20 protein-coding genes are annotated in these 24715 nt (G+C 73.7%); 15 read left to right on the plus strand and 5 right to left on the minus strand.

All coding sequences use genetic code 11. From position 1 onward, the window contains the following. Position 1 precedes the first annotated feature (1 nt). From C4J65_RS19035 to C4J65_RS19080, 10 genes are all read left to right on the plus strand, one after another. On the plus strand, positions 2-1774 hold the full coding sequence (locus C4J65_RS19035; RefSeq protein ID WP_115743487.1) for a serine/threonine-protein kinase: 1773 nt from the start codon (positions 2-4) through the stop codon (positions 1772-1774). 150 nt (positions 1775-1924) lie between these two features. Next, positions 1925-2776 (plus strand): TIGR03084 family metal-binding protein, encoded by an 852-nt coding sequence (locus tag C4J65_RS19040; protein WP_115743488.1) that lies wholly within the window; start codon positions 1925-1927, stop codon positions 2774-2776. After that, on the plus strand, positions 2773-4449 hold the full coding sequence (locus tag C4J65_RS19045; protein WP_115743489.1) for an acyclic terpene utilization AtuA family protein: 1677 nt from the start codon (positions 2773-2775) through the stop codon (positions 4447-4449). Before C4J65_RS19040 ends, C4J65_RS19045 begins: the two co-directional genes overlap by 4 nt. Before the next feature lie 37 nt (positions 4450-4486). Then, positions 4487-6085, plus strand: a complete 1599-nt coding sequence (locus tag C4J65_RS19050) for a carboxyl transferase domain-containing protein (RefSeq protein ID WP_115743490.1) — start codon at positions 4487-4489, stop codon at positions 6083-6085. Positions 6086-6093: 8 nt separating this feature from the next. After that, positions 6094-7944, plus strand: a complete 1851-nt coding sequence (locus tag C4J65_RS19055) for a biotin carboxylase N-terminal domain-containing protein (protein WP_115743491.1) — start codon at positions 6094-6096, stop codon at positions 7942-7944. An 80-nt stretch (positions 7945-8024) separates the two neighbouring features. Then, positions 8025-9173 (plus strand): acyl-CoA dehydrogenase family protein, encoded by a 1149-nt coding sequence (locus C4J65_RS19060; protein ID WP_115743492.1) that lies wholly within the window; start codon positions 8025-8027, stop codon positions 9171-9173. A gap of 39 nt (positions 9174-9212) precedes the next feature. Continuing rightward, positions 9213-10781 carry a 4-coumarate--CoA ligase family protein gene (locus tag C4J65_RS19065; RefSeq protein WP_115743493.1) on the plus strand — a complete coding sequence of 523 codons (1569 nt, stop codon included), beginning with the start codon at positions 9213-9215 and terminating at the stop codon, positions 10779-10781. Then, positions 10778-11521: an enoyl-CoA hydratase family protein gene (locus tag C4J65_RS19070; protein ID WP_115743494.1), complete on the plus strand. Its 744-nt coding sequence runs from the start codon at positions 10778-10780 to the stop codon at positions 11519-11521. The genes C4J65_RS19065 and C4J65_RS19070 overlap by 4 nt, the downstream gene beginning before the upstream one ends. After that, positions 11509-12138, plus strand: coding sequence for a TetR/AcrR family transcriptional regulator (locus C4J65_RS19075; RefSeq protein WP_205351036.1), 630 nt, complete (start codon positions 11509-11511; stop codon positions 12136-12138). The genes C4J65_RS19070 and C4J65_RS19075 overlap by 13 nt, the downstream gene beginning before the upstream one ends. A gap of 51 nt (positions 12139-12189) precedes the next feature. Continuing rightward, positions 12190-12777 carry a hypothetical protein gene (locus C4J65_RS19080; protein WP_205351037.1) on the plus strand — a complete coding sequence of 196 codons (588 nt, stop codon included), beginning with the start codon at positions 12190-12192 and terminating at the stop codon, positions 12775-12777. An 18-nt stretch (positions 12778-12795) separates the two neighbouring features. Here the strand turns inward: C4J65_RS19080 and pdxH are convergent, their stop codons facing one another. Further along, positions 12796-13500: a pyridoxamine 5'-phosphate oxidase gene (pdxH, locus tag C4J65_RS19085; RefSeq protein WP_115743496.1), complete on the minus strand. Its 705-nt coding sequence runs from the start codon at positions 13498-13500 to the stop codon at positions 12796-12798. A gap of 277 nt (positions 13501-13777) precedes the next feature. On the opposite strand from pdxH, the gene C4J65_RS19090 reads away from it, so the two are divergent. From C4J65_RS19090 to C4J65_RS19100, 3 genes are all read left to right on the plus strand, one after another. Further along, a complete protein-coding gene (locus tag C4J65_RS19090) occupies positions 13778-14878 on the plus strand; it encodes a citrate synthase 2 (protein ID WP_115743497.1) in 1101 nt (366 codons plus the stop codon). 337 nt (positions 14879-15215) lie between these two features. Continuing rightward, on the plus strand, positions 15216-16091 hold the full coding sequence (locus C4J65_RS19095) for a GNAT family N-acetyltransferase (RefSeq protein WP_115743498.1): 876 nt from the start codon (positions 15216-15218) through the stop codon (positions 16089-16091). 165 nt (positions 16092-16256) lie between these two features. After that, a complete protein-coding gene (locus tag C4J65_RS19100) occupies positions 16257-17660 on the plus strand; it encodes a PAS domain-containing protein (protein WP_115746525.1) in 1404 nt (467 codons plus the stop codon). 10 nt (positions 17661-17670) lie between these two features. Here C4J65_RS19100 and C4J65_RS19105 read toward each other — a convergent pair whose 3' ends face one another. Beyond that, a complete protein-coding gene (locus C4J65_RS19105; protein ID WP_115743499.1) occupies positions 17671-18426 on the minus strand; it encodes an SIS domain-containing protein in 756 nt (251 codons plus the stop codon). Between the two features lie 222 nt (positions 18427-18648). Between C4J65_RS19105 and C4J65_RS19110 the strand changes: the two genes are divergently transcribed. Together C4J65_RS19110 and C4J65_RS19115 are read left to right on the plus strand one after the other, a co-directional pair. Next, positions 18649-19341 carry a metal-dependent transcriptional regulator gene (locus C4J65_RS19110; RefSeq protein WP_052839193.1) on the plus strand — a complete coding sequence of 231 codons (693 nt, stop codon included), beginning with the start codon at positions 18649-18651 and terminating at the stop codon, positions 19339-19341. 501 nt (positions 19342-19842) lie between these two features. After that, positions 19843-20733, plus strand: a complete 891-nt coding sequence (locus C4J65_RS19115; RefSeq protein ID WP_162833247.1) for an alpha/beta hydrolase — start codon at positions 19843-19845, stop codon at positions 20731-20733. 550 nt (positions 20734-21283) lie between these two features. On the opposite strand, the gene C4J65_RS19120 is transcribed toward C4J65_RS19115, so the two are convergent. From C4J65_RS19120 to C4J65_RS19130, 3 genes are all read right to left on the minus strand, one after another. Further along, positions 21284-22936: a transporter gene (locus C4J65_RS19120; protein WP_115743501.1), complete on the minus strand. Its 1653-nt coding sequence runs from the start codon at positions 22934-22936 to the stop codon at positions 21284-21286. Then, complete coding sequence (locus C4J65_RS19125) at positions 22933-23724, minus strand: ABC transporter ATP-binding protein (RefSeq protein WP_115743502.1); 792 nt, start codon at positions 23722-23724, stop codon at positions 22933-22935. The genes C4J65_RS19120 and C4J65_RS19125 overlap by 4 nt, the downstream gene beginning before the upstream one ends. A 140-nt stretch (positions 23725-23864) precedes the next feature. Further along, entirely contained in the window at positions 23865-24518 is a 654-nt protein-coding gene (locus C4J65_RS19130) for a bifunctional DNA primase/polymerase (protein WP_115743503.1), read from the minus strand. Positions 24519-24715: the final 197 nt, after the last annotated feature.

Genomic DNA, 24715 nt, shown 5'->3' on the forward strand with positions numbered 1-24715 from the left:
GATGAATCACACGGCCGAGGTCTTCCAGCCCTTGCAGGACGACGATCCGCGCACGGTGGCCGGTTACCGTCTCGCGGCCCGGCTCGGCGCGGGCGGCATGGGGCGGGTGTACCTGTCGCACACCCGGGGCGGCCGTCCCGTGGCCATCAAGGTCGTACGGTCGGAACTGGCCGACGACGCGACCTTCCGGCGGCGCTTCGGCCGGGAGATCACCTCGGCGCGCACGGTGAAGGGCGCCTACACCGCCGAACTGATCGACGCCGACCCGGACGGCAGCCCGCCCTGGCTGGCCACCCTGTACGTGCCCGGGCCCTCCCTGGCGGGCGCCGTCGCCCGGAACGGGCCGCTGCCGGTGTCCGCCGTGCTCTGGCTGATGGCGGGGGTCGCCGAGGCCCTGCAGGCCATCCACGCGGCGGGGATCGTGCACCGGGACCTCAAACCGGCCAACGTCCTGCTGGCCGCCGACGGACCGCGCGTCATCGACTTCGGCATCTCGCTCGCCGCCGACAGCACCGCGCACACCGCCACGGGCACCACCATCGGCACGCCCCAGTACATGGCCCCCGAGCAGGCCTCCGCGGGTGCCATCACGGCGGCCACCGACATCTTCTCGCTCGGGCAGACGGCCGTGTTCGCGGCGCTGGGGAAGCCGCTGTACGGCGACGGACCGGCCGCCACCGTGCTGTACCGCATCGTCCACTCCGAGCCCGACCTCTCCGAGCTGCCCGAACGTCTGCGCGACCTGCTCGGCCGCTGCCTGGCCGCCGACCCGGGGGAGCGGGCCACTCCGGCGGAGATCGTCGAGTGGTGCCGCCGGGAGCTGGGCCGGGACGGCGCGGAGGAGTCGGGTCCGGCCGTGTGGCGGGAGATCGCCGGGCCGCCGGTGACGGTCCCGCCGCCGGTCGCGGCCACGGGACCGGCGACCGCCGCGGCTCCGGTCGCGGCACCGGGCCCGACCGCGGTGCACACCACGCCGTGGACCGCCCCGCAGGGGACCGTCCCGGCGCCCTGGCCGGGCGGCCCCGCGCCCTGGCCGGGCGCCGTCGGACCGGTCGGACCGGTCGGACCGGTCGGGCCGGTCGTGCCGCAGCGGCCGAGCGGGCCGGAAGAACGCAGGCGCCGCCGGAGAAACGCCGTCCTGATCTCGGCCGCCGCCGTCGTCGCGTGCGGCCTGGTGATCGCGGCGGGCACGGCGCTGCTGGACGCGGCGGGGCGGGGCCTGGACCGGGCCCGGGACGCGGTCGGGTCCGCCTCGGCGTCCGGTACGCCCCGTCCGGTGGCGGAGGGGCCGGCGTCGGCGGGGGAGACCGCGTCGTCGACCGGGCCGGGCGCCGCCTCGTCCGCCGACACGTCGGGCACGGGGGCCGACGGGCCCACGGCCGTGACCACGGCACCGGTGGCCCACGCCTACTACGCCCCGATGCTCGGGGACGACAACTCGCTGATCCTCCACAACGGCAAGGAGAGCAAGGACCGCAAGGGAGACATCCGCTTCGGCTGCGAGAACGTGGGCTGCGAGCTGGAGAGTGACACCAGCGTGATGGTCGAGAACGTCCTCGGCCCCGGCGCCACGTACGAGACGTGCCGTCGGCTGACCTCCGACCCGGAGGCCTCCCACGAGCTGCTGCTGGCCGACAAGGCGGCGGGTAGCGAAATCTGCGTCAAGCACCGCAACGGAGACATCGCGCTGCTGGTCATCCAGGTCAAGTCGACCGCCATGCGGGAGGACGGCTTCCTCACGTTCGACATGACGGTCTGGCCGGCGGCCGGGTGACCGCGCTGATCCGAAGCCGTCCCGGCCAAGGATTGCGGGGGCGCCCGCCCGTCGCGAAAAAGCATGCAAGCATGCTTGATTGTTAATGCCGCCCCTGCCATGCTCCTCACCACACCGCGCCGCACGCCGCCGTGCCCGAGGGGAGCGACCGTGTCCGACCCGACACCCGTGATCGACGACCTGCGCGAGGAGAGCGAGGAACTCGACGCCCTGGTCGCCGAGTTGAGCCCCGAGGGCTGGCGCCTGGCCACCCCGGCGCCCGGCTGGACGATCGCCCACCAGATCGCGCACCTGAACTGGACCGACCGGGCCACCCTGGTCGCCGTCACCGACGGGGACGGATTCAAGGGGCTGATCGAGCAGGCCCTCGCCGCGCCCGACCGGTACGTCGACGACGGCGCCGAGGAGGGGGCGAAGCAGGACCCCGCCGCGCTGCTGGCGGCCTGGCGAGAGGGCCGCGCCGCCCTCGAAGAGGCGCTGCGCACCGCCGCCCCCGGCGCCCGCTTCCCCTGGTACGGCCCGCCCATGGCCACCGCCTCCATGGCCACCGCCCGCCTGATGGAGACCTGGGCGCACGGCCTGGACATCGCGGCCGCCCTCGGTGTGTCCCGCCCGCCCACCGGCCGACTGCGGCACGTCGCCCGCATCGGCGTCCGCGCCCGGGACTTCGCCTACGCCGCCCACGGGCTCACCCCGCCCGCCGAACCGTTCCGCGTCGAACTCACCGCGCCGGGCGGGGACGTGTGGGCGTACGGCCCCGAGGACGCCCCCCAGCGCGTGACCGGCCCCGCGCTCGACTTCTGCCTCCTGGCCACCCAGCGCGCCCACCGCGCCGACCTCGCGCTCACCGCCGAGGGCCCGGACGCCGACCGCTGGCTGGACATCGCGCAGGCCTTCGCCGGACCGCCCGGAGCCGGACGCCCGCCCGGAGCCGGACGCCCGCCCGGAGCCGATAACCCGCCCGGAGCCGGGAGCCGCCCGGCGCAGGGGGAACCCCGGTGAGCGTGCTCCGCGTCGGCAACGCCTCCGGCTTCTACGGCGACCGCTTCGACGCCATGCGCGAGATGCTCACCGACGGCCCGCTGGACGTCCTCACCGGCGACTACCTCGCCGAGCTGACCATGCTCATCCTCGGCCGGGACCGCCTGAAGGACCCCGCCGCCGGATACGCCCGCACCTTCCTGCGGCAGTTGGAGGAGTGCCTCGGCCTCGCCCACGAGCGGGGCGTGCGGATCGTCGCCAACGCGGGCGGCCTCGACCCGGCCGGACTCGCCGACGCCGTACGGGCACTGGCCGAGCGGCTCGGCATCCCGGTGCGGGTCGCGCACGTCGAGGGCGACGACCTCACCGCCGCCCACCCGGGCACGCTGGCCGCGCACGCCTACCTCGGCGGCTTCGGCATCGCCGCGTGCCTGCGGGCGGGCGCGGACGTGGTGGTCACGGGCCGGGTCACCGACGCCGCGCTGGTCACCGGGCCCGCCGCCGCGCACTTCGGGTGGGGGCCCACGGAGTACGACCGGCTCGCCGGCGCGGTCGTCGCCGGGCACCTGCTGGAGTGCGGGGCACAGGCGACCGGCGGCAACTACGCCTTCTTCCGGGACGGCGACGTACGCCGCCCCGGCTTCCCGCTCGCCGAACTGCACGCCGACGGCACCTCGGTCGTCACCAAGCACGACGGCACCGGCGGCTTCGTCGACGTCGGCACGGTCACCGCCCAACTGCTGTACGAGACGGGCGGCGCCCGGTACGCCGGACCAGACGTCACCGCCCGGCTGGACACCGTACGGCTGAGCCAGGACGGGCCGGACCGCGTCCGCGTGGAGGGCGTGCGCGGTGAGGCTCCGCCACCCACCCTCAAGGTCGGCCTGAACCGCCTCGGCGGCTTCCGCAACGAGGTCGCCTTCGTCCTCACCGGCCTGGACGTCGAGGCCAAGGCCGAGCTGGTCCGGACCCAGCTGGAACCCGCCCTCGGCAAGATCGCCGACGTCCGGTGGGACCTGGTCCGCACCGACCGGCCCGACGCCCCCACCGAGGAGACGGCCGGCGCCCTGCTGCGGCTCGTCGTCCGGGACGCCGACCAGCAGGCCGTCGGACGGGCGCTGAGCGGCGCCGCGATCGAGCTGGCCCTCGCGAGCTACCCCGGCTTCCATGTGCTCGCGCCACCCGGAAAGGGGGCGCCCTATGGGGTCTTCGAGGATGTGTACGTCCCCCATGGGGCCGTCGACCATGTGGCCGTCCTCCATGACGGGCGGCGCGTGACCGTGGCACCACCCCAGGCCCAGGACACCGTCGTACTCGCACATGTTCCGGAGCCACCCCTGCCGCGGCCACTCCCGCCGGGGCCCGTCCGCCGCGCCCCCCTCGGCCTCGTCGCCGGTGCCCGCAGCGGCGACAAGGGCGGCAACGCCAACGTCGGCGTGTGGGCGCGGACCGACGACGCCTGGCGCTGGCTCGCCCACGAACTGACCGCCGACCGCTTCCGCGAGCTGATCCCCGAGGCCCGCGACCTGCCCGTCACCCGGCACGGGCTGCCCAACCTGCGCGCCCTCAACTTCGTCGTCGAGGGCATCCTCGGCGAGGGCGTCGCCGCGCAGGCCCGTTTCGACCCGCAGGCGAAGGCGCTCGGCGAGTGGCTGCGGGCCCGGCACCTGGACATCCCGGAGAGCCTGCTGTGACCGTCCCGCCGTACACCCCCGCCCCGGAGGTCCTGCCGTGACCGTCCTCGCCTCCGCCCTGGACCCCACCGACCCCGACCACCGCGCGCACCGCGAGGCCATGCTCGCCAAGCTCGCCGAGCTGGACGCCGAACACGCCAAGGCCCTCGCGGGCGGCGGCGAGAAGTACGTCGCCCGGCACCGGAAGCGCGGCAAGCTGCTCGCCCGCGAGCGCATCGAGCTGCTCCTCGACCCCGACACGCCCTTCCTCGAACTGTCGCCGCTGGCCGCCTGGGGCAGCGAGTACACGGTCGGCGCCTCCCTCGTCACCGGTATCGGCGTCGTCGAGGGCGTCGAGTGCCTGATCACCGCCAACGACCCGACCGTGCGCGGCGGCGCCAGCAACCCCTGGTCGCTGAAGAAGGCCCTGCGCGCCAACGACATCGCCCTGGCCAACCGGCTGCCCTGCATCAGCCTGGTCGAGTCCGGCGGCGCCGACCTGCCCTCCCAGAAGGAGATCTTCATCCCCGGCGGCGCGATCTTCCGGGACCTCACCCGGCTGTCGGCCGCCGGCATCCCGACGATCGCCGTCGTGTTCGGCAACTCCACGGCCGGGGGCGCCTACATCCCAGGCATGTCCGACCACACCATCATGGTCAAGGAGCGCGCCAAGGTGTTCCTCGGCGGCCCGCCGCTGGTCAAGATGGCCACCGGCGAGGAGAGCGACGACGAGTCGCTGGGCGGCGCCGAGATGCACGCCCGTACCTCCGGCCTCGCCGACCACTTCGCCGTGGACGAACCCGACGCCCTGCGCCAGGCCCGCCGTGTCGTCGCCCGCCTCAACCACCGCAAGGCGTACGCCGACCCGCCCCTGGCCGAGCCGCCCAAGTACGACCCCGAGGAACTCCTCGGCATCGTCCCCGGCGACCTGCGCACCCCCTTCGACCCCCGCGAGGTGATCGCCCGGATCGTCGACGCCTCCGACTTCGACGAGTTCAAGCCCCTGTACGGGACGAGCCTCACGACCGGCTGGGCGAGCCTGCACGGCTACCCGGTGGGCATCCTCGCCAACGCCCAGGGGGTCCTGTTCAGCGAGGAGTCCCAGAAGGCGGCCCAGTTCATCCAGCTCGCCAACCAGCGCGACATCCCGCTGCTCTTCCTCCACAACACCACCGGCTACATGGTCGGCAAGGAGTACGAGCAGGGCGGCATCATCAAGCACGGCGCCATGATGATCAACGCGGTCTCCAACTCCCGCGTCCCCCACCTGTCCGTCCTCCTGGGCGCCTCCTACGGCGCCGGCCACTACGGCATGTGCGGCCGCGCCTACGACCCGCGCTTCCTCTTCGCCTGGCCCAGCGCCAAGTCCGCCGTCATGGGCCCGCAGCAGCTCGCCGGCGTCCTGTCCATCGTCGCCCGCCAGTCCGCCGCCGCGAAGGGGCAGCCGTACGACGACGAGGGCGACGCCGCGCTGCGCGCCATGGTGGAGCAGCAGATCGAGTCCGAGTCGCTGCCCATGTTCCTGTCCGGGCGGCTCTACGACGACGGCGTCATCGACCCGCGCGACACCCGCACCGTCCTCGGCCTGTGCCTGTCCGCCGTGCACACCGCCCCCTACGAGGGCGCGCGCGGCGGCTTCGGCGTCTTCCGGATGTGAGGAACCACGTGATTGCTTCCGTACTGGTCGCCAACCGGGGCGAGATCGCCTGCCGCGTCTTCCGCACCTGCCGCGACGCGGGCATCCGCACCGTCGCCGTGCACTCGGACGCCGACGCGAACGCCCTCCACGCGCGCGTGGCCGACGCCGCCGTACGCCTGCCGGGCACGGCCCCCGCCGACACCTACCTGCGCGGCGACCTGATCGTGAAGGCCGCCGTCGCCGCCGGGGCCGACGCCGTCCACCCCGGCTACGGCTTCCTCTCCGAGAACGCCGGCTTCGCGCGCGCCGTACGGGACGCGGGGCTGGTGTGGATCGGACCGCCGCCCGAGGCCATCGAGGCGATGGCGTCCAAGACCCGCGCCAAGGAACTGATGGGCATCGCGCCCCTCACCGACGTCACCGAGGCCGACCTGCCGGTGCTGGTGAAGGCGGCGGCCGGCGGCGGCGGACGCGGCATGCGCGTCGTACGCCGCCTCGCCGACCTCGACGCCGAACTGACCGCCGCCCGCGCCGAGGCCGCGAGCGCCTTCGGCGACGGCGAGGTCTTCGTCGAGCCCTATGTGGTCGACGGCCGCCACGTCGAGGTGCAGATCCTCGCCGACACCCACGGCACCGTGTGGGCGCTCGGCACCCGCGACTGCTCCCTCCAGCGCCGCCACCAGAAGGTGATCGAGGAGGCCCCCGCACCCGGCCTGCCCCCCGGGCTCACCGCCGAACTCCACGACCTCGCCGTACGCGCCGCCCGTGCCGTCGACTACGTCGGCGCGGGCACCGTCGAGTTCCTCGTCGCCGACGGCAGGGCGCACTTCCTGGAGATGAACACCCGCCTCCAGGTCGAACACCCGGTCACGGAGGCGGTCTTCGGCATCGACCTCGTCGCCCTCCAACTCCGGGTCGCCGAAGGGCACGCCCTCGAAAGCGACCCCCCGCGCGCGCGGGGACACGCCGTCGAGGCCCGCCTCTACGCCGAGGACCCGGCGAACGCCTGGGCCCCGCAGACCGGCCGCCTGCACCGCCTCGCCGTCCCGGGCGGCATCCGCCTGGACACCGGCTACACCGACGGCGACGACATCGGCGTCCACTACGACCCGATGCTCGCCAAGGCGGTCGCCCACGCACCCACGCGCGCGGAGGCCGTCCGCCGGCTCGCCGGCGCCCTGGAACGGGCGGCGGTCCACGGCCCGGTCACCAACCGCGACCTCCTCGTGCGCTCCCTGCGCCACGAGGAGTTCACCTCCGGCCGCATGGACACCGGCTTCTACGACCGCCACCTCGCCGCCCTCACCGAACCGGTCCCCGACCCCCTCGCCCCGCTGGCCGCCGCCCTCGCCGACGCGAGCACCCGTGCGGGACGCTTCGGCGGCTGGCGCAACCTGCCCTCGCAACCGCAGGTCAAGCGCTACGCCGTGGCGGGCGAGGAGCACGAGGTCCGCTACGGGCACACCCGCACGGGCCTCACCGCCGAGGGCGTCCGCGTCGTCCACGCCGGCCCCGACCGGGTCGTCCTCGAAGCGGACGGCGTACAACGCCCCTTCGACATCGCCCGCTACGGCGACCACATCCACGTCAACACCACGCGCCTCACCGCCCTGCCCCGCTTCCCCGACCCCACCACCCAGCACGCCCCGGGTTCCCTCCTGGCCCCCATGCCGGGCACGGTCGTCCGCGTCGCGGAGGGCCTGACCGAGGGCACCACCGTCCAGGCGGGCCAGCCCCTCCTGTGGCTGGAGGCCATGAAGATGGAACACAGGATCACGGCCCCGGTGACGGGAAAGCTGACGGTGCTCCCGGCGGCTCCCGGACAGCAGGTTGAGGTCGGCGCCCTCTTGGCCGTAGTAGAGGGAGACGCCGAGTAGGGGCGCGGGGCTGCATTGAATATGCGGCTCCGCCGCGTGAGCGCGAGCAACCACACACAACCCGCACCCGAAGGAGCACAGTGACCACCCTCATCGAATCCGAAGAGCACAAGTCCCTCCGCGCAGCGGTATCAGCCTTCGCCCGGACCCACCCCCACACCCTCAACCCCGAAGACAACAAACGCCTCTGGCAGGACGCCGCCAAGCTCGGCTACATCGGCGTCAACCTGCCGGCGGCATACGGCGGAGGCGGCGCCGGCATCACCGAACTCTCCCTCGTCCTCGAAGAGCTGGGCGCCGCGGGCAACCCCCTCCTCATGATGATCGTCTCCCCGGCGATCTGCGGCACCGTGATCTCCCGCTTCGGCACCGAGGAGCAGAAACGCGAGTGGCTCCCGCCACTCGCCGACGGCACCCGCCTCATGGCCTTCGGCATCACCGAACCCGACGCCGGCTCCAACAGCCACCGCATCACCACCACCGCCCGCCGCGACACCGCCACCGGCGACTGGATCCTCACCGGCCGCAAGGTCTTCGTCTCCGGCGTGGACATCGCCGACGCCACCCTGATCGTCGGCCGCACCGAAGACGCCCGCACCGGCAAGCTCAAGCCCTGCCTCTTCATCGTCCCGCGCGACGCCGAAGGCTTCGAGCGCCGCCCCATCGACATGGAACTCGATGCCGTGGAGCGGCAGTTCGAGCTGACCCTCGACGACGTACGACTGCCCGCCGACGCCCTCGTCGGCGACGAGGACGCGGGGCTCCTCCAGCTCTTCGCGGGTCTCAACCCCGAGCGCGTGATGACGGCGGCCTTCGCGATCGGCATGGGCCGCCACGCTCTCGCGAAGGCCGTCGAGTACGCCCGTGAACGCACCGTCTGGAAGACCCCCATCGGCGCCCACCAGGCCATCGCCCACCCCCTCGCGCAGGCGCACATCGACCTCGAACTCGCGCGCCTGATGATGCAGAAGGCGGCCCATCTCTACGACGCGGGCGACGACGTCGGCGCGGGCGAGGCCGCCAACATGGCCAAGTACGCCGCCGGGGAGGCCTGTGTGAAGGCCGTCGACCAGGCCGTGCACACCCTCGGCGGCAACGGCCTCACCCGCGAGTTCGGGCTCGCCCGGCTGATAACGGCCTCGCGCGTGGCCCGTATCGCCCCCGTGAGCCGGGAGATGATCCTCAACTACGTCTCCCACCAGACCCTGGGCCTGCCCAAGTCGTACTAGGCCAGTACTAGGCCGTTTCCGAGCGGCGTTGGAGGAACCGTGTTCCGCAGCGAGTACGCAGACGTCCCGCCCGTCGACCTGCCCATCCACGACGCGGTGCTCGGCGGGGCCGCCGCCTTCGGGAGCACCCCGGCGCTGATCGACGGCACCGACGGCACCACCCTCACCTACGAGCAGGTGGACCGGTTCCACCGGCGCGTCGCCGCCGCCCTCGCCGAGACCGGCGTGCGCAAGGGCGACGTCCTCGCCCTGCACAGCCCCAACACCGTCGCCTTCCCCCTGGCCTTCTACGCCGCCACCCGCGCGGGCGCCTCCGTCACCACGGTGCATCCACTCGCCACCGCCGAGGAGTTCGCCAAGCAGCTGAAGGACAGCGCGGCCCGCTGGATCGTCACCGTCTCACCGCTGCTGTCCACCGCCCGCCGGGCCGCCGAACTCGCGGGCGGCGTCCAGGAGATCCTGGTCTGCGACAGCGCGCCCGGCCACCGCTCGCTCGTCGACATGCTGGCCTCGACCGCGCCCGAACCGTCCGTCGCGATCGACCCGGCCGAGGACGTCGCCGCCCTGCCGTACTCCTCGGGCACCACCGGCACCCCCAAGGGCGTCATGCTCACCCACCGGCAGATCGCCACCAACCTCGCCCAGCTCGAACCGTCGATGCCGTCCGCGCCCGGCGACCGCGTCCTCGCCGTGCTGCCGTTCTTCCACATCTACGGCCTGACCGCCCTGATGAACGCCCCACTGCGGCTCGGCGCCACCGTCGTCGTCCTGCCCCGCTTCGACCTGGAGCAGTTCCTCGCCGCCATCCAGAACCACCGCATCACCAGCCTGTACGTCGCCCCGCCGATCGTCCTGGCCCTCGCCAAGCACCCCCTGGTCGCCGACTACGACCTCTCCTCGCTGAAGTACATCGTCAGCGCCGCCGCCCCCCTGGACGCCCGCCTCGCCGCCGCCTGCTCCCGACGGCTCGGCCTGCCGCCCGTCGGCCAGGCCTACGGCATGACGGAACTGTCCCCGGGCACCCACGTCGTCCCCCTGGACGCCATGGCCGACGCGCCGCCCGGCACCGTCGGCAAACTCATCGCCGGCACCGAGATGCGCATCGTCTCCCTCACCGACCCCTGCAAGGACCTCCCCGCCGGCGAGTCCGGCGAGATCCTCATCCGCGGCCCCCAGATCATGAAGGGCTACCTCGGCCGCCCCGACGCCACCGCCGCCCTGATCGACACCGACGGCTGGCTGCACACCGGCGACGTCGGACACGCCGACAGCGACGGCTGGCTGTTCGTCGTCGACCGGGTCAAGGAACTGATCAAGTACAAGGGCTTCCAGGTGGCCCCCGCCGAACTCGAAGCCCTCCTGCTCACCCACCCCGGCATCGCCGACACCGCCGTCATCGGCGAGTACGACGACGACGGCAACGAAGTACCCCACGCCTTCGTCGTCCGCCAGCCCGCCGCACCCGGCCTCGCGGAGGGCGAGATCATGATGTACGTCGCCGAACGCGTCGCCCCCTACAAACGCGTCCGCCGCGTCACCTTCGTGGACGCCGTCCCGCGCGCCGCCTCCGGCAAGATCCTCCGCCGCGAGCTGAGGGAGCACCGGTGACCCCGGCCGCCCACGTAGACCGCACGCGCGCGCGGGGCGTCGAGACCCTCACCCTCGACTCGCCGCACAACCGCAACGCCCTGTCCGCCGCCCTCGTCGGCGACCTGGCAACCGCCCTCACCGACGCGGGTGAGGACCCCGGCGTCCGCGCCGTCGTCCTCACCCACACCGGCAACACCTTCAGCGCCGGAGCCGACCTGCGCGACCCGCCCCACCCGGACGCCCTGGTCGGCCTGTTCCGGCGGATCGCCGAGCTGCCGAAACCGGTGATCGCCCGCGTCGCCGGGCACGTCCGCGCGGGCGGCCTCGGCCTGGTCGCCGCCTGCGACATCGCGGCGGCGTCCACCGAGTCGACGTTCGCCTTCACCGAGGTCCGCATCGGCGTGGCACCGGCCGTCATCTCCCTCACTCTGCTGCCCCGCACCGACCCCCGCGCCCTCGCCCGCTACTACCTCACCGGCGAGCGCTTCGACGCCGCCGAGGCCGCCCGCACCGGCCTGGTCACCGCGGCGGGCGACGACGTGGACGCCGTACTCGAACCCGTCCTCGACGGGGTGCGCCGTGCCTCTCCGCAGGGCCTGGCCGAGACGAAACGGCTGCTCACGGCTAGGGTGCTGGAGGCCTTCGACCGGGACGCGGCCGACCTGACCGCGCTCTCGGCCCAGCTGTTCGCCTCCCCGCAGGCCCGCGAGGGGATGACGGCCTTCCTCGAACGACGGGATCCGGAATGGGTGGTGTGAGCGGCGCCGTGAACGCGGCCGACCGCGCGGAGCGCGTCCCCAAGCAGGACCGCAGCCGGGCCACCCGGCAGCGGCTCCTCGAAGCCGCCGTGGCCTGCCTCGCCGCACGCGGCTGGGCCGGCTCCACGGTCTCCGTCGTCGCCGAACACGCCGGAGTCTCCCGGGGTGCCGCCCAGCACCACTTCCCGACCCGCGAAGACCTGTTCACCGCGGCCGTGGAGTACGTCGCCGAGGAACGCTCCGTCGCCCTGCGCGCCCTGTTCCCCGAGGGCGCCGCCGCCGACGACCGGCGCGCGGTGGTCGCCGCCCTCGTCGACCTCTACACCGGTCCGCTCTTCCGCGCCGCCCTGCACCTGTGGGTGGCCGCCTCCAACGAGGAGCAGCTGCGCGACCGGGTCACCGAACTGGAGGCCCGCGTCGGCCGCGAGACCCACCGCATCGCCGTCGACCTCCTCGGCGCCGACGAGACCCGCCCCGGCGCCCGCGAAACCGTCCAGGGCCTCCTCGACATGGCCCGCGGCCTGGGCCTCGCCAACCTCCTCACCGACGACGGGGCACGACGGGAACGGGTGGTGGAGCAGTGGGCGCGGCTGCTGGACGCGGCGCTGGCACAGTGACCGGCATCCGGCACCGGGGCGCTGTCGGTGCCCGCCGCTACTGTCTCGGCCATGGGTGACTACTTCCAGACGATCGTCGACCTCGAGGCCGACGAGGCGGGGGCCGCGGAACTCGCCGAGCGCGCGGTCGCGTGGCTGGTGAGCGAGGGCATCGTCCTCGCCGACCGCGAGGTCTGCGTCCTCGGGCAGCCCCTCGGACACCCGCCCGGACCCCACTGGAGCCGGGCGGTGGCCGACGACGACCCCGACGGGGAACCGTCCGACGGGCTCGCCGTGCACACCGGCCCCACCGTCTTCTTCAGCGGCCAGGACGAGCCCGAGGCCGTCACCTGCCCCCGCTGCCGGACCACCACGGACCTGTCGGACGAGGGCGAGGAGGAAGACGAAAAAGAGGGCGCCTGGCCCCGCTTCTCAGAGGCGATCACCGACTGGCAGGACACCGCGCACGCCGACGTGACCTGTCCCGCCTGCGCCCGCGACGTCCCCCTGAGCGAGTGGCTCTGGACCGACGACCGGCTGGCGGTCGGCCGTCTCGGCCTGGAGTTCTGGAACTGGCCCGAACTCGGCGACGACTTCCGGGCCCGTCTGGCCGCCGTCCTCGACGGCCACCGCACGGCGTACCTCTGGGGAAAGCTGTAGGCGAGGCGCCGGACCCGGTCACGGACTCAGCCGCTCCACCCGCCAGCCCCCGCCCGCCTCCGCCACGTACCGCAGCCGGTCGTGCAGCCGGTTCTCCCGGCCCTGCCAGAACTCCACCGCCGCCGGCACCACCCGGAACCCGCCCCAGTGCGGCGGCACCGGCACCTGCTCGCCCTCCGGGTAGCGCGCCGCCAGCTCGGCGTACGCCGAGTCCAGGGCCCGCCGCCCGGCCACCACCGTGGACTGGGCGCTGGCCCAGGCGCCCAGCTGGGAGCCGTGCGGCCGGGTCCGGAAGTACGCGGCGGTCTCGTCCCGCCCGGTGCGACGGGCGACGCCCGTGACCACGACCTGCCGGGCCATCGGATGCCAGGGGAACAGCAGCGAGACGTGCGGGTTCGCGTCCAGCTCGCGCGCCTTGCGGGAGTCGTAGTTGGTGTAGAAGACGAACCCCTGCTCGTCGAAGTGCTTCAGCAGCACCGTGCGGGAGCTGGGCCGCCCCTCCGGGTCCGCCGTGGAGACGACCATGGCGTTCGGCTCGAACAGCCCGCCGTCCGTCGCCGCCTGCTTGAACCAGCGCGCGAACTGCTCGAGGGGCGTCGCCGCCAGCTCGGTCTCGGACAGTCCCTCGGCCCGGTACTGCTTGCGCATCGAGGCGAGATCGAAGGGGACTGGGTCGGCGGCGGGGACGGCGGAATCGGCTTCGCGATCGGTCACGCCGCCCATCCTGCCGTATCCGTCCGAGCGCCCGGCAGCCCGGCAGCCCGGCCGCCCACGGCACGGAGGCGGGTCCCAGGTGGCACTCAGTGCCGTAGGCACTCCCCAAACGGGGCACCCGGGGATATGGTGCTTGGTCCCGCTCCGGCCGGATGACCGACGGCCGTACGGGGCATCACAGGGGTGACCGCCGGGACCGCGAGTCGAGCACGACCGTGGATCCATGGAGGCGCCGCACCGTCTCCGCACAGGTCGCCGTACACCACTGATCACGAGGAGCCGCCTGATGTCCGACTTCGTACCCGGGCTAGAGGGAGTCGTCGCGTTCGAGACGGAGATCGCCGAACCCGACAAGGAGGGCGGAGCCCTTCGCTACCGCGGCGTCGACATCGAGGACCTGGTCGGGCACGTCTCCTTCGGCAACGTCTGGGGCCTGCTCGTCGACGGTGCCTTCAACCCGGGCCTGCCGCCCGCCGAGCCCTTCCCCATCCCCGTGCACTCCGGCGACATCAGGGTCGACGTCCAGTCCGCCCTCGCCATGCTCGCCCCCGCCTGGGGCCTCAAACCCCTGCTGGACATCGACGCCGCCCAGGCCCGCGACGACCTCGCCCGCGCCGCCGTCATGGCCCTGTCCTACGTCGCCCAGTCCGCGCGCGGCCAGAGCCTGCCCATGGTCCCGCAGCGCGAGATCGACAAGGCCCAGTCCGTGGTCGAACGCTTCATGATCCGCTGGCGCGGCGAACCCGACCCCAAGCACGTCGCCGCCGTCGACGCCTACTGGACCTCCGCCGCCGAGCACGGCATGAACGCCTCCACCTTCACCGCCCGCGTCATCGCCTCCACCGGCGCGGACGTGGCCGCCGCCCTCTCCGGGGCCGTGGGCGCCATGTCGGGCCCGCTGCACGGCGGCGCCCCCTCACGCGTCCTGCACATGATCGAGGAGATCGAGCGCACCGGCGACGCCGACGCCTACGTCAGGAAGACCCTCGACGCGGGTGAACGCCTCATGGGCTTCGGCCACCGGGTCTACCGCGCCGAGGACCCGCGCGCCCGCGTCCTGCGCCGCACCGCCCGCGAACTGGGCGCCCCGCGCTACGAGGTCGCCGAGGCCCTGGAGAAGGCCGCCCTCGCCGAACTCCACGCCCGCCGCCCCGACCGGGTGCTGGCCACCAACGTCGAGTTCTGGGCCGCCATCATGCTGGACTTCGCCGAGGTGCCGGCCCCCATGTTCACCTCGATGTTCACCTGCGCCCGCACCGCGGGCTGGTCCGCGCACATCCTGGAACAGAAGCGCACCGGCCGCCTGGTCCGCCCCTCCGCCCGCTACGTCGGCCCGGGCACCCGCGACCCGCGCGAGATCGAGGGCTACGCCGACATCGCGAACTGACCGCCGCGGCCCCTGAACGCAGGCGACCCGCGAGTCTGGTTCCTCCGTGGAGGAGCCGGCCGGACGTACCGGCGACTCGCGGGTCGGGTGACTGCTTGGGATTGGGCCGGCTGCACGCGTCGTTCACGCGCTGGTCCGGCACCGCACTCCGTGTGGTGCCGGGCTGCTAGCCCGCAGCCACCTCACGCGTCCGGATGTCATACATTGGCCGAACCACCTCCCTTCTGTGTACGGACCACCCTAAGAACCGGTCGGCCGCCGATCAATCGAATTTCCGGGTGGATTCGTCGTCGATCTCCCATGGACGCGTCTTCGCTGGTCACCTACGGTTTCGCCCATGACGAAACGATGGGGGGACCCGCCGGCCAGGCGGGCGATAGTCAGCGGGTCGACGTTCGAGGAGCGGATCGGGTACGCCCGTGCCGTCGTCGACGGCGACCTGGTGCACGTGTCCGGGACGACCGGCTTCGACTACGCGACGATGACGATCTCCGGGGACGTGGTGGAGCAGGCCGAGCAGTGCCTGCGCAACGTCGGGGCCGCGCTGGCCGAGGCGGGGTGCACGTTCGCGGACGTGGTGCGGGTGCGCTACCTGCTGCCCGCGCGGGAGGACTTCGAACCGTGCTGGCCCGTCCTGCGGCGGACGTTCGGGCAGGTGCGGCCCGCCGCGACGATGATGGTGTGCGGCCTCGCCGACGAGCGGATGCGGATCGAGATCGAGGTGTACGCGCGGCGCGGAACGGTCGCGACCGGAGCGGGCTCGGCGCTGCGGATCGAGCCGGTGGACGGGGACGCCATGGTCGAGGAGTGGCGGCACGTGCACAACGTGATCGTGCCGCCGGCCGCCATGACCCACGACGAGGCGCGGGAACGCGCCGGGCGCAACCGCCTGGCCAACGCCTACCTCGGAGACACGCTCGTCGGCTGCTCCACCGTGCGGCCGCCCGGCGGCGAGGAGCGGGTGGCGACCGTGATCGCACGGACGCTGCCGGCCTACCGGGAGCGCGGGATCGGAACGGCGCTCTACGAGGAGGGGCTGACACACGCGCGCGTGCTGGGTGCCGGAGCGGTGGAGACCGTGGTGCTGGCGGCCAACGCCGACGGGTTGCGGTTCGCCGGAGCGCGTGGGTTCGTGGAGAAGGAGCGGTACGTGCTCGACGGCGAGCGCGACGAGTGGGTCGATCTGACGCTCGCCGCCACCCGCCCGGCATGACCGGCCGCACCCCTTCATGACACGGGCGTATGCCGAGTTTCCGCAGTACAACGATTTCCGCGAACTTGCGGGAACTCGGTGTGTGCTGCATCACGTTCGAGTTGAATGAAGGCCAGTGAGCGAACCGACGTACCGTACGGCGGACGCAGCCTGCAGGGGGTCCAGGTGAGTGCTTCGCGGCGTAGTGGGACCACCGACGAGCTGGGGCCGGACGAGCCGGAGCAGCCCGAGCGGGACGGCGCGGACCTGTTGGCCGCGCTCCTCGACGGCATGGACGCGGCCCTGTGCGCCTTCGACGCGGACGGGGTCGTGACCCATTGGAACCGCGAGGCGGAGCGGATCCTCGGCTGGAGCGCGGCCGAGGCCGTCGGACGGCAGGGCTTCGCCGGCTGGGCCGTGCGCAGCGCGGACGCCGGGGAGGTGGAGGACCGCCTGCTGTCCGCCATGCGGGCGCCGGGCCGCCAGGTGAACGAGTTCGCGCTGCTGACCAAGGACGGCGGCCGGGTGCTGGTGCGCACCCAGTCCGCGGCGGTGCGGGGCCCCGACGGACGCCCCGCGGGGGTCTACTGCGCGTTCAGCGAGGTGCACGCGCAGATCGACCTGGAGCGGTCCATCGCGCTGAGCGAGGCCCTGCTGGAGGACGCCAGCTGGGGTGTCGTCCTGGTGGACGCGGACCTGCGGCCCGCCGTGGTCAACGCACACGCGGCGCGGGCGCTCGGCGCCGGGCGCACATCCGTGCTGGGACGGCCGCTCGGCGACCTGCTCGCCCAGGGCGTCGAGGAGCTGGAGAACGCGCTGACGCACGTCCTGGCCGAGGGCGCGCCACCCGCACCCGCCGAGGTGTGGGTGAGCCTGCGCACCCCCGAGGGGGAGCGGCGCCGGTGCTGGCGCAGCGGGTTCGTGCGGCTGGCCTCGCCGCTCGCGGAGGAGCCGGTGCCGCTGGGCGTCGGCTGGCTGTTCCAGGACGTCACGGAGTCCAAGCAGGGCGAGCAGGAGGCGGCGCTGCTCCGCTTCCGGGCCAACCAGCTGCACCGGGCGGCGCGCGCCGCCGCCGAGTGCGAGGACCCGGCCGAGGCCGCGATCGTCCACCTGGACTTCGCGCTGGCCGGGTTCGCCGACCACGCCCTGATCGACCGCGTGGTGGGCGGCGCGACGTCCGACACCGATGCCGCGGAGCAGGTGCGGCTGGTGCGGGTCGCGACCACACCGTCCGGCGCGCCCGGACCCAGCGTGCCGTCCGGGACGTCCGGGATGCCGGTGCGCTACGGCGAGGGGCACCCCGCCGTGCAGTGCGTCGAGCGGGCGGGCTCGGTGCGGGCCAGCGCCGGCCTGCGGGCCGTCCCGGCCGAGCAGGTGCGCCGGTGGGCCACGGCCCGGCAGTGGCCGGAGGACACGGTGCACGGCCTGTGCGCGGTGCTGCGCAGCCGCGGCCGGACACTGGGCGTCGTGACGTTCCTGCGGGGTGCGGGCCGCAGCGCCTTCGAACGGCCGGACGCCATGTACGCGGAGGACGTGGCGGTGCGCATCGCGACCGCACTGGACCTGGCCGGCGCGGTGGAGCGGCCGTAACCGGCCGGGCTCAGCGGCGGTAGAAGATGCGCTCGCCGTACTGGTCCAGTACGCGGGCGTTCCAATCGTGGCCGCCGTCCACGTTGCCCGAGCGCAGCAGCGGGGGTTCGATGCCGCGGTCGGCGAGGGTGGCGGCGGCGGTGGCCGTCACGGCCTGCATCAGGGCGGCGGTGACGACCGTGGAGGCGGGCGCGAAGGGGGCGGGGACGGTGTCGAGGGTGAGTTCCGCGTCACCGACGGCGATCTTGGAGTCCAGCACGATGTCGCAGTGGTCCTTGAGGAAGGTGCCGGAGGCGTGCCGCGACGTGGTCTGCGACGCGTACGCCACCGAGGTCACGCCGATGACCCGCAGGCCGAGGGCGCGGGCGTGCAGGGCCATCTCCACGGGCAGGGCGTTGCGCCCGGAGAGCGAGATGATCACCAGGGCGTCGCCCGCGCGGAGGGGCGAGGAGTCCAGTACGGCGCTCGCGAGGCCGTCGACCCGTTCCAGGGCGGAGCCGAGGGTGGCCGGCATGACGTCGACGCCGACGACGCCGGGCACGGTGAGCAGGTTCATCAGGGCGAGCCCGCCGGCGCGGTACACGACGTCCTGGGCGGCGAGGGAGGAGTGCCCGGCGCCGAAGGCGAAGAGCCGGCCGCCGTTCTGCACGGTGTCGGCGAGCAGCGTGCCGGCCGCCTCGATGCTGTCCGCCTCCTCGTCGCGGACGCGTCGCAGAAGGTCGATCGCCGCGTCGAGGAACTGGCCGGCCGGCTTGTGGTCGCTCATGCGGGGCCCCTTCGGAGTGGCTGCGTCGCGGATCACGGTGCGGTCTGGACCAGTGCGGTGTCAATACGGCGTCAACGCGGTACGCGGGGTCCGAGCGGGCGCGGTCGGCCCCGGCTTTTCGCGCCGAGGCACGGTTGTCGGTGGTATGCGTCAGAATTGGTGGCAGGGCCAGCGCACGCGCCGGTGGGCCGTAGCCTCCGGCAATCTCATCGAGGGGCACGTATGTCCGGACTGATCGACACCACGGAGATGTACCTCCGCACCATCCTGGAGCTGGAGGAGGAAGGTGTGGTCCCGATGCGCGCCCGGATCGCCGAGCGGCTCGACCAGAGCGGTCCGACGGTCAGCCAGACGGTGGCGCGGATGGAGCGCGACGGGCTGGTGTCCGTGGCGGCGGACCGGCATCTGGAGCTGACCGACGAGGGCAGGCGGCTGGCGACGCGCGTGATGCGCAAGCACCGGCTCGCGGAGTGCCTGCTGGTCGACGTGATCGGCCTGGAGTGGGAGCAGGTGCACGCGGAGGCGTGTCGCTGGGAGCACGTGATGAGCGAGGCGGTGGAGCGCCGCGTGCTCGAGCTGCTGCGGCACCCGACCGAGTCGCCGTACGGGAACCCGATCCCGGGCCTGGAGGAGCTGGGCGAGACGGACGGGGCCGATCCCTTCCTGGACGAGGGGATGGTCTCCCTGGCCGACCTCGACCCGGGGCTCGAGGGCAAGACGGTCGTCGTGCGCCGGATCGGCGAGCCGATCCAGACGGACGCGCAGCTGATGTACACGCTGCGCCGGGCGGGGGTGCAGCCCGGCTCGGTGGTGAGCGTGACCGAGTCGGCGGGCGGCGTGCTGGTCGGCAGTGGCGGCGAGGCCGCCGAGCTGGAGGCGGACACGGCCTCCCACGTGTTCGTCGCCAAGCGCTGACCGCGCCCGGACAAGACCGTTGTCCGGGGTCCGTGGATTCGGTGTCCCAGTGCGCCGAATCGCAGCGGCCGGGCGATTCGCGTGCGAGGCTGTCGCGTGAGGCACCGGACATGAGGGGCTCTTGGCCGCGGCTGACAGCGATGTCGCCCGCGCCGGAGAGGGGGAGGGGCCATGCCGGAGAGACGGAGAGGGCCCCGGCGCCGTGTGGCGCCGGGGCCTGTCCTCCCCTGTGCTGACCTGGAGCCCCGAGCTCTCAAGGTCAATCCCCTCGGACCGTTTTCCCCGAGCGGTCCGCCTCCCGTTGAAGATCTCCCCTGGGCGGCGGCGATCAATCCCTGAGCGGTGTCACTCGAATGAGGGGTGTTGCTCGTCGGGACGGCTCTTTCGAATGGGTATTCGATAAGCTTCGATACTCTGCACGGCAGGCAGGACACGGTTCACAGGACCGGCCGGTCCGCGGGGGCGGGCGGGTCCGAGCGGAGCTTGGGGGTGCCAGGACCTATGGCGCGGCGCATCGACGTGACCGGCGCGGGCGGCGTACGCCTCGCGGCCTGGGAGTTCGGCGACCCTCCCAAGACCGACCGGGGGCACGACCCGGCCGCACCCGCAGCCGGCGCCGGAGACCTGCCCGGCGTCCTGTTATTGCACGGGCTGATGGGCCGCGCCTCGCACTGGGCCCCCACGGCCCGCTGGCTCTCCGCCCGCCACCGGGCCGTCGCCCTCGACCAGCGCGGCCACGGCCGCAGCGACAAGCCCCCGAGGGCCGCCTACACCCGGGAGGCCTACGTCGAGGACGTCGAGGCCGCCCTGGAGCAGCTCGGCCTCGGCCCGGCCGTCCTCATCGGCCACGCGATGGGCGCGCTGACCGCCTGGCAGCTCGCCGCGAAACGCCCCGACCTGGTCCGCGGTCTGATCATCTGCGACATGCGGGCCTCCGCCCTCGGCGCCGCCTCCCAGCACACCTGGACCGAGTGGTTCCGCGCCTGGCCGGTCCCCTTCGCCACGCTCGCCGACGTCCGCAAGTGGTTCGGCGAGGACGACCCGTGGGTGGAGCGGCCGAACCCGGCCCGCGGTGAGTTCTACGCCGAGGTGATGGCCGAGTCCCCGGACGGCTGGCGCCCCGTCTTCGAACCCGAGCAGATGCTGCGCTCCCGCGAGACCTGGGTCTACGACGCCCACTGGGAGGAGCTGGCTCAGGTGCGCTGCCCCACCCTGGTCGTGCGCGGCCTCGACGGCGAGCTGGGCCGCGCCGAGGCCCAGGAGATGGTCCGCGTCCTGCCGGGCGGCCAGTACGCGGAGGTCGCCGACGCGGGCCACCTCGTCCACTACGACCAGCCGGAGGCGTGGCGGACGGCCATCGAGCCCTTCCTGACCACCCTCGGGAACGCCTGACCGCCCGGCCGGTCCGACCGGACCCGTCCGCACCTTGCGCGCCGCCCGTCCGCCGCCTGCCTGCCCGGGCCCTGTCCGCCGCCTGCGGGCTGCCCGTGGGCCGATCGCCGTCGGCCGTCGCGCGCACCGCCACCCGTCCGCCTGCCCGGGCCCTGCGCGCCGCCTGCCGCCCGTCCGTCGTCTGCCTGCCCGGGTCCCGTCCCGAGCGCCGCCTGCCGCCCGTCCGCCCTCTGCCTGCCCGGGTCCTGTCCGCCGCCTGCGGGCTGCCCGTGGGTCGAGCGCCGTCGGCCGTCGTGCGCACCGCCACCCGTCCGCCTGACCGGGCCCTGCGCGCCGCCCGCCGCCCGCCGCCCGTCCGCCGTCCGTCTGACCGGGCCCTGCGCGCCGCCCGTCCGCCGTCCGTCTGACCGGGCCCTGTGCGCCGTCTGCCGCCCGTCCGCCGTCCGTGGGGTGGGCGCCGTCCGCCGCCGTGGGCAACCGCCGGCGGTTGCCCGGCCGCTCCCGTGCGTCGCCTGCTCCCGTGGGCCGCCCGTCCCGGGCGGCCGGTCCGTCACCCCTTGCTGACCGCCGTGAGGATCTCCGGGAGTCGCTGTGCCGTGCGCGGGGCGGCCAGGCGCAGGCCCAGCAGCGTCAGCACCGTGCCGTACACCGCGCCGACCGGCAGCAGCGCCCAGCCCAGGTCCCCGGCGCCCTCGCTCACGTTCAGCCAGATCGTCAGCGCGATCACCGGCGCGCACAGCAGGGCCGCGCCGATCATGCCGCCGAAGATCGAGACCCAGGCCAGCCCGACCTGACCGGGCGCGACGTTCTTGTAGCCCTCCTGCGGGATGGAGTACGGGAAGCGGGCCGAGGTCCACGCGCCGGTCGCCAGCATCGCGCCGAGCAGCGCGAAGGACAGGCCGAGCGCCTCGGGCAGGGCCCGCCAGTCGTCGAGCAGCGCGGTGGTCAGCACCGTGACGAGGGTGGCGTACGGCAGCGTGATCAGCAGCAGCGCCAGCGCGCGGGCCCGCAGTTCGACGTAGGCGTCCCTGGTCGAGGAGATCGTCATCGCGACCATCCAGAACGCGGACGTGTCCTGCCCGAACTGGTTGTACATCTGGATGCCGAGCATCCCGGCCGCGAAGCAGGCGAAGTAGACCGAGCCGGTGCCCTGCCACGCGTTGAACACCGGCACGATCAGGCCGATGGCCAGCGAGGTCACCCACGCGGCCTTGGTCTTCGGGTCGCGCCACACATAGCGCAGGGTGCGCTCCATGGTGGTGCCGGTGCGGCCCGCCGGCAGCCACCGGGCGAGTCCGGCCGACCCGCGCTCGCGCACCGGCCCGGTGTCGCTCTGGAGCGTGGAGCCGTCGGGCGCCGTCATCAGCCGGGTCAGATGCCGCGCCCACACCCGCAGCAACAGCACCAGCGCCACGGCGGTCAGCGCCAGCTGGGCCAGTGCGGTGCCGTACGAACCGTCGCTCGCCGCGTCCATCGCGCCGACCGCCGACGCGGGCGGAATCCAGCGCACCACGTCGGCCACCGGGTCCAGCTCGCCGAGCCCCGACGAGCCCAGCCGCTGCGCGCCGAAGTTGACGAGCTGGGCGCCGACCGCGACGACCAGCCCGCTCAGCACCGCGAGATCGCGCCCCTTGCGGCTGGTCAGCAGCCGCACGTTGGCGGCGGCGACGGCCCGTGCGAGGGTCACGCACACCAGCAGCGCGAGGACCGCCCCGACGACGCCGACGGCGTACGCCGCCCCGCCGTGCGCGACCGCGACCACGGAACCGGCGAACACGCACAGCGTGAACAGCGGCCCGATGCCCACCAGGGAGGAGGTCAGCAGGGCCCGTACCAGGGGCGCCGGCCGCAGCGGCAGCATCACCAGCCGGGTCGGGTCGAGCGTCTCGTCGCCGCCGGGGAAGAACAGCGGCATCACCGCCCAGCCCAGGGCGAGCACCGCGGCGAGCAGGACGACCAGCGAGTCCACGTGCGCGTACCCGCGCAGCGCGATCAGGCCGACCAGCTGGAGTGCGGCGAAGAGCAGCACGAGGACGGCCGAGGCGAGGTAGGCGGCCCGCCGCCCGCCGGACTGCCGCAGCCCGTTGCGCAGGAGCGACAGCTTCAGCCGGACGAAGACGGGCGTGATGGACGAGTCGGAGGGGACCGGCGGGCTCGGCGGCCCGGGCGGGACGGGGGCGGCCGGGGTGGTCCGCGTGCTCATCGGGACCCGCCGCCCAGCCAGTCCAGGTCCGACCCGGCGTCCCGGCCGCCCGCACCGACGAGTTCGAGGAACGCCTCCTGCAACGAGGCCGCCCCGCCGCGCACCTCGGCGAGCGTGCCGGTGGCCCGGATCCGGCCGGCGGCCATGACGGCCACCCAGTCGCACAGCGACTCCACCAGCTCCATGACGTGCGAGGAGAAGACCACGGTGGCGCCGGAGGCGGTGTAGCGCTCCAGGACGCCCCGGATGGTCTGTGCGGAGACCGGGTCGACGCCCTCGAACGGCTCGTCCAGGAACAGCACTTCCGGATTGTGCAGCAGGGCGGCGGCCAGGCCGATCTTCTTGCGCATGCCGGTCGAGTAGTCGACGACCAGCTTGTGCTGGGCCCCGGCCAGGTCGAGCACGTCGAGAAGCTGGGAGGCCCGCTTGTCGACCTCGTCGCCGGGAAGTCCGCGCAACCGGCCCGTGTAGCCGAGCAGTTCCCGTCCGGACAGCCGTTCGAAGAGTCGCAGCCCCTCGGGCAGCACCCCGATCCTGGCCTTCACCTCGACCGGATCGCGCCACACGTCGTGCCCCACGACCTCGACCGACCCCTGATCGGGGCGCAGCAGCCCGGTCACCATGGAGAGCGTGGTGGTCTTCCCGGCCCCGTTGGGTCCGACGAGCCCGATGAACTTCCCGGCCGGCAACTCCAGATCGATCCCACCCACGGCCACCTGCTGCCCGAACCGCTTCCAGAGCCCTTGAACCCGCACGGCGCTGTTGCTCACCACGTCTCCCTCCGTCAACTGCGCACCCTACGGGGGAGCAGCGCGCCCCAAAGGGGCGCGGCTGTGTCGATGTCCGGCTCCGCCGCGTGGGCGCGAGCAACCAGGTACCACCCGCGGTCGTCAAAGGGACAGCGACCGGGCGGACGAGAGGGCGCCTCCTAACGATCCCTGCCGCACGCGTACGCCAACGGCGAGATCAACTCCTCCACGTCCGGCAGCCACCGGTTCACCGCGGTCGGCCGGCAGGCCCACTGCACGGCCCCCCGCGTCCCGATCCGCGTGGGCGGCGCCGCCACGTACGCCCCCTCCCCGAGCACGCCCAGATCAAGGGCCCGGGGTGTCCACCCCAACCGCCGTACGAGATCCGGCACCTTCACCCCCGCACCCGGCAGAACGAAGAACCGCATCCGCCGGTCCGGCGCCAAGGTCACCGGCCCCAGCGTCAGCTCCATCCGCTGCATCCGCGCCAGCGCCAGGAACCCGGCGGTCTCGGGCACGTCGATCGCGTCGAACGTCCGCCCCGTCGGCAGCAGGATCGACGCCGACTGCTGCTTCTGCCACATCCTCCGGGCGGCGGTCGCGCTGCCCGTCGCCTGCGCCGCCCAGTCCTCGCGCGCCGGGTGCGCGCCCGGGACGGCGCACGCCGGGTCCTCGCAGGAGCAGCGCTGTACCCCGTCGCCGGGCACCAGCCAGGTGCCGGGAAACACGTCCCAGTGACGCTCCTCGGCATAGCGAACGGCGGTCTCCAGCAGCGACGTACCGCGCTGCTGCGGGATCTGGGCGGCTTCGGTGCCGGGGATGGTCTCTTCCACGTGGAACTCAACTCCCGGGCTCACCAGGGGTTACGGGGGTGTTGCGCGCGGGGGAGGTGCATCGGCACGGCATTCGGGGCGCATGGGTGCATACGTGGGGGCGCGCAGGAGGATTCACCGCGGGAGCTGGGTAGCCAGGACTGGGGCCGGCACCGGCCGTTACCCCGGCAATCCTCGCAAGCTTCGCAAGTCTCGCA

Source organism: Streptomyces sp. CB09001 (assembly GCF_003369795.1).
In the GTDB taxonomy this organism is placed as follows: Bacteria; Actinomycetota; Actinomycetes; order Streptomycetales; family Streptomycetaceae; genus Streptomyces.

Excerpts from the sequence above, each read along its gene's own strand:
- C4J65_RS19035 (WP_115743487.1), top strand. The coding sequence starts at position 2 with ATGAATCACACGGCCGAGGTCTTCCAGCCCTTGCAGGACGACGATCCG.
- C4J65_RS19075 (WP_205351036.1), top strand. The coding sequence starts at position 11,509 with ATGGGTGGTGTGAGCGGCGCCGTGAACGCGGCCGACCGCGCGGAGCGC.
- C4J65_RS19080 (WP_205351037.1), top strand. The coding sequence starts at position 12,190 with ATGGGTGACTACTTCCAGACGATCGTCGACCTCGAGGCCGACGAGGCG.
- pdxH (WP_115743496.1), bottom strand. The coding sequence starts at position 13,500 with ATGGGCGGCGTGACCGATCGCGAAGCCGATTCCGCCGTCCCCGCCGCC.
- C4J65_RS19090 (WP_115743497.1), top strand. The coding sequence starts at position 13,778 with ATGTCCGACTTCGTACCCGGGCTAGAGGGAGTCGTCGCGTTCGAGACG.
- C4J65_RS19095 (WP_115743498.1), top strand. The coding sequence starts at position 15,216 with ATGACGAAACGATGGGGGGACCCGCCGGCCAGGCGGGCGATAGTCAGC.
- C4J65_RS19105 (WP_115743499.1), bottom strand. The coding sequence starts at position 18,426 with ATGAGCGACCACAAGCCGGCCGGCCAGTTCCTCGACGCGGCGATCGAC.
- C4J65_RS19110 (WP_052839193.1), top strand. The coding sequence starts at position 18,649 with ATGTCCGGACTGATCGACACCACGGAGATGTACCTCCGCACCATCCTG.
- C4J65_RS19115 (WP_162833247.1), top strand. The coding sequence starts at position 19,843 with ATGGCGCGGCGCATCGACGTGACCGGCGCGGGCGGCGTACGCCTCGCG.
- C4J65_RS19120 (WP_115743501.1), bottom strand. The coding sequence starts at position 22,936 with ATGAGCACGCGGACCACCCCGGCCGCCCCCGTCCCGCCCGGGCCGCCG.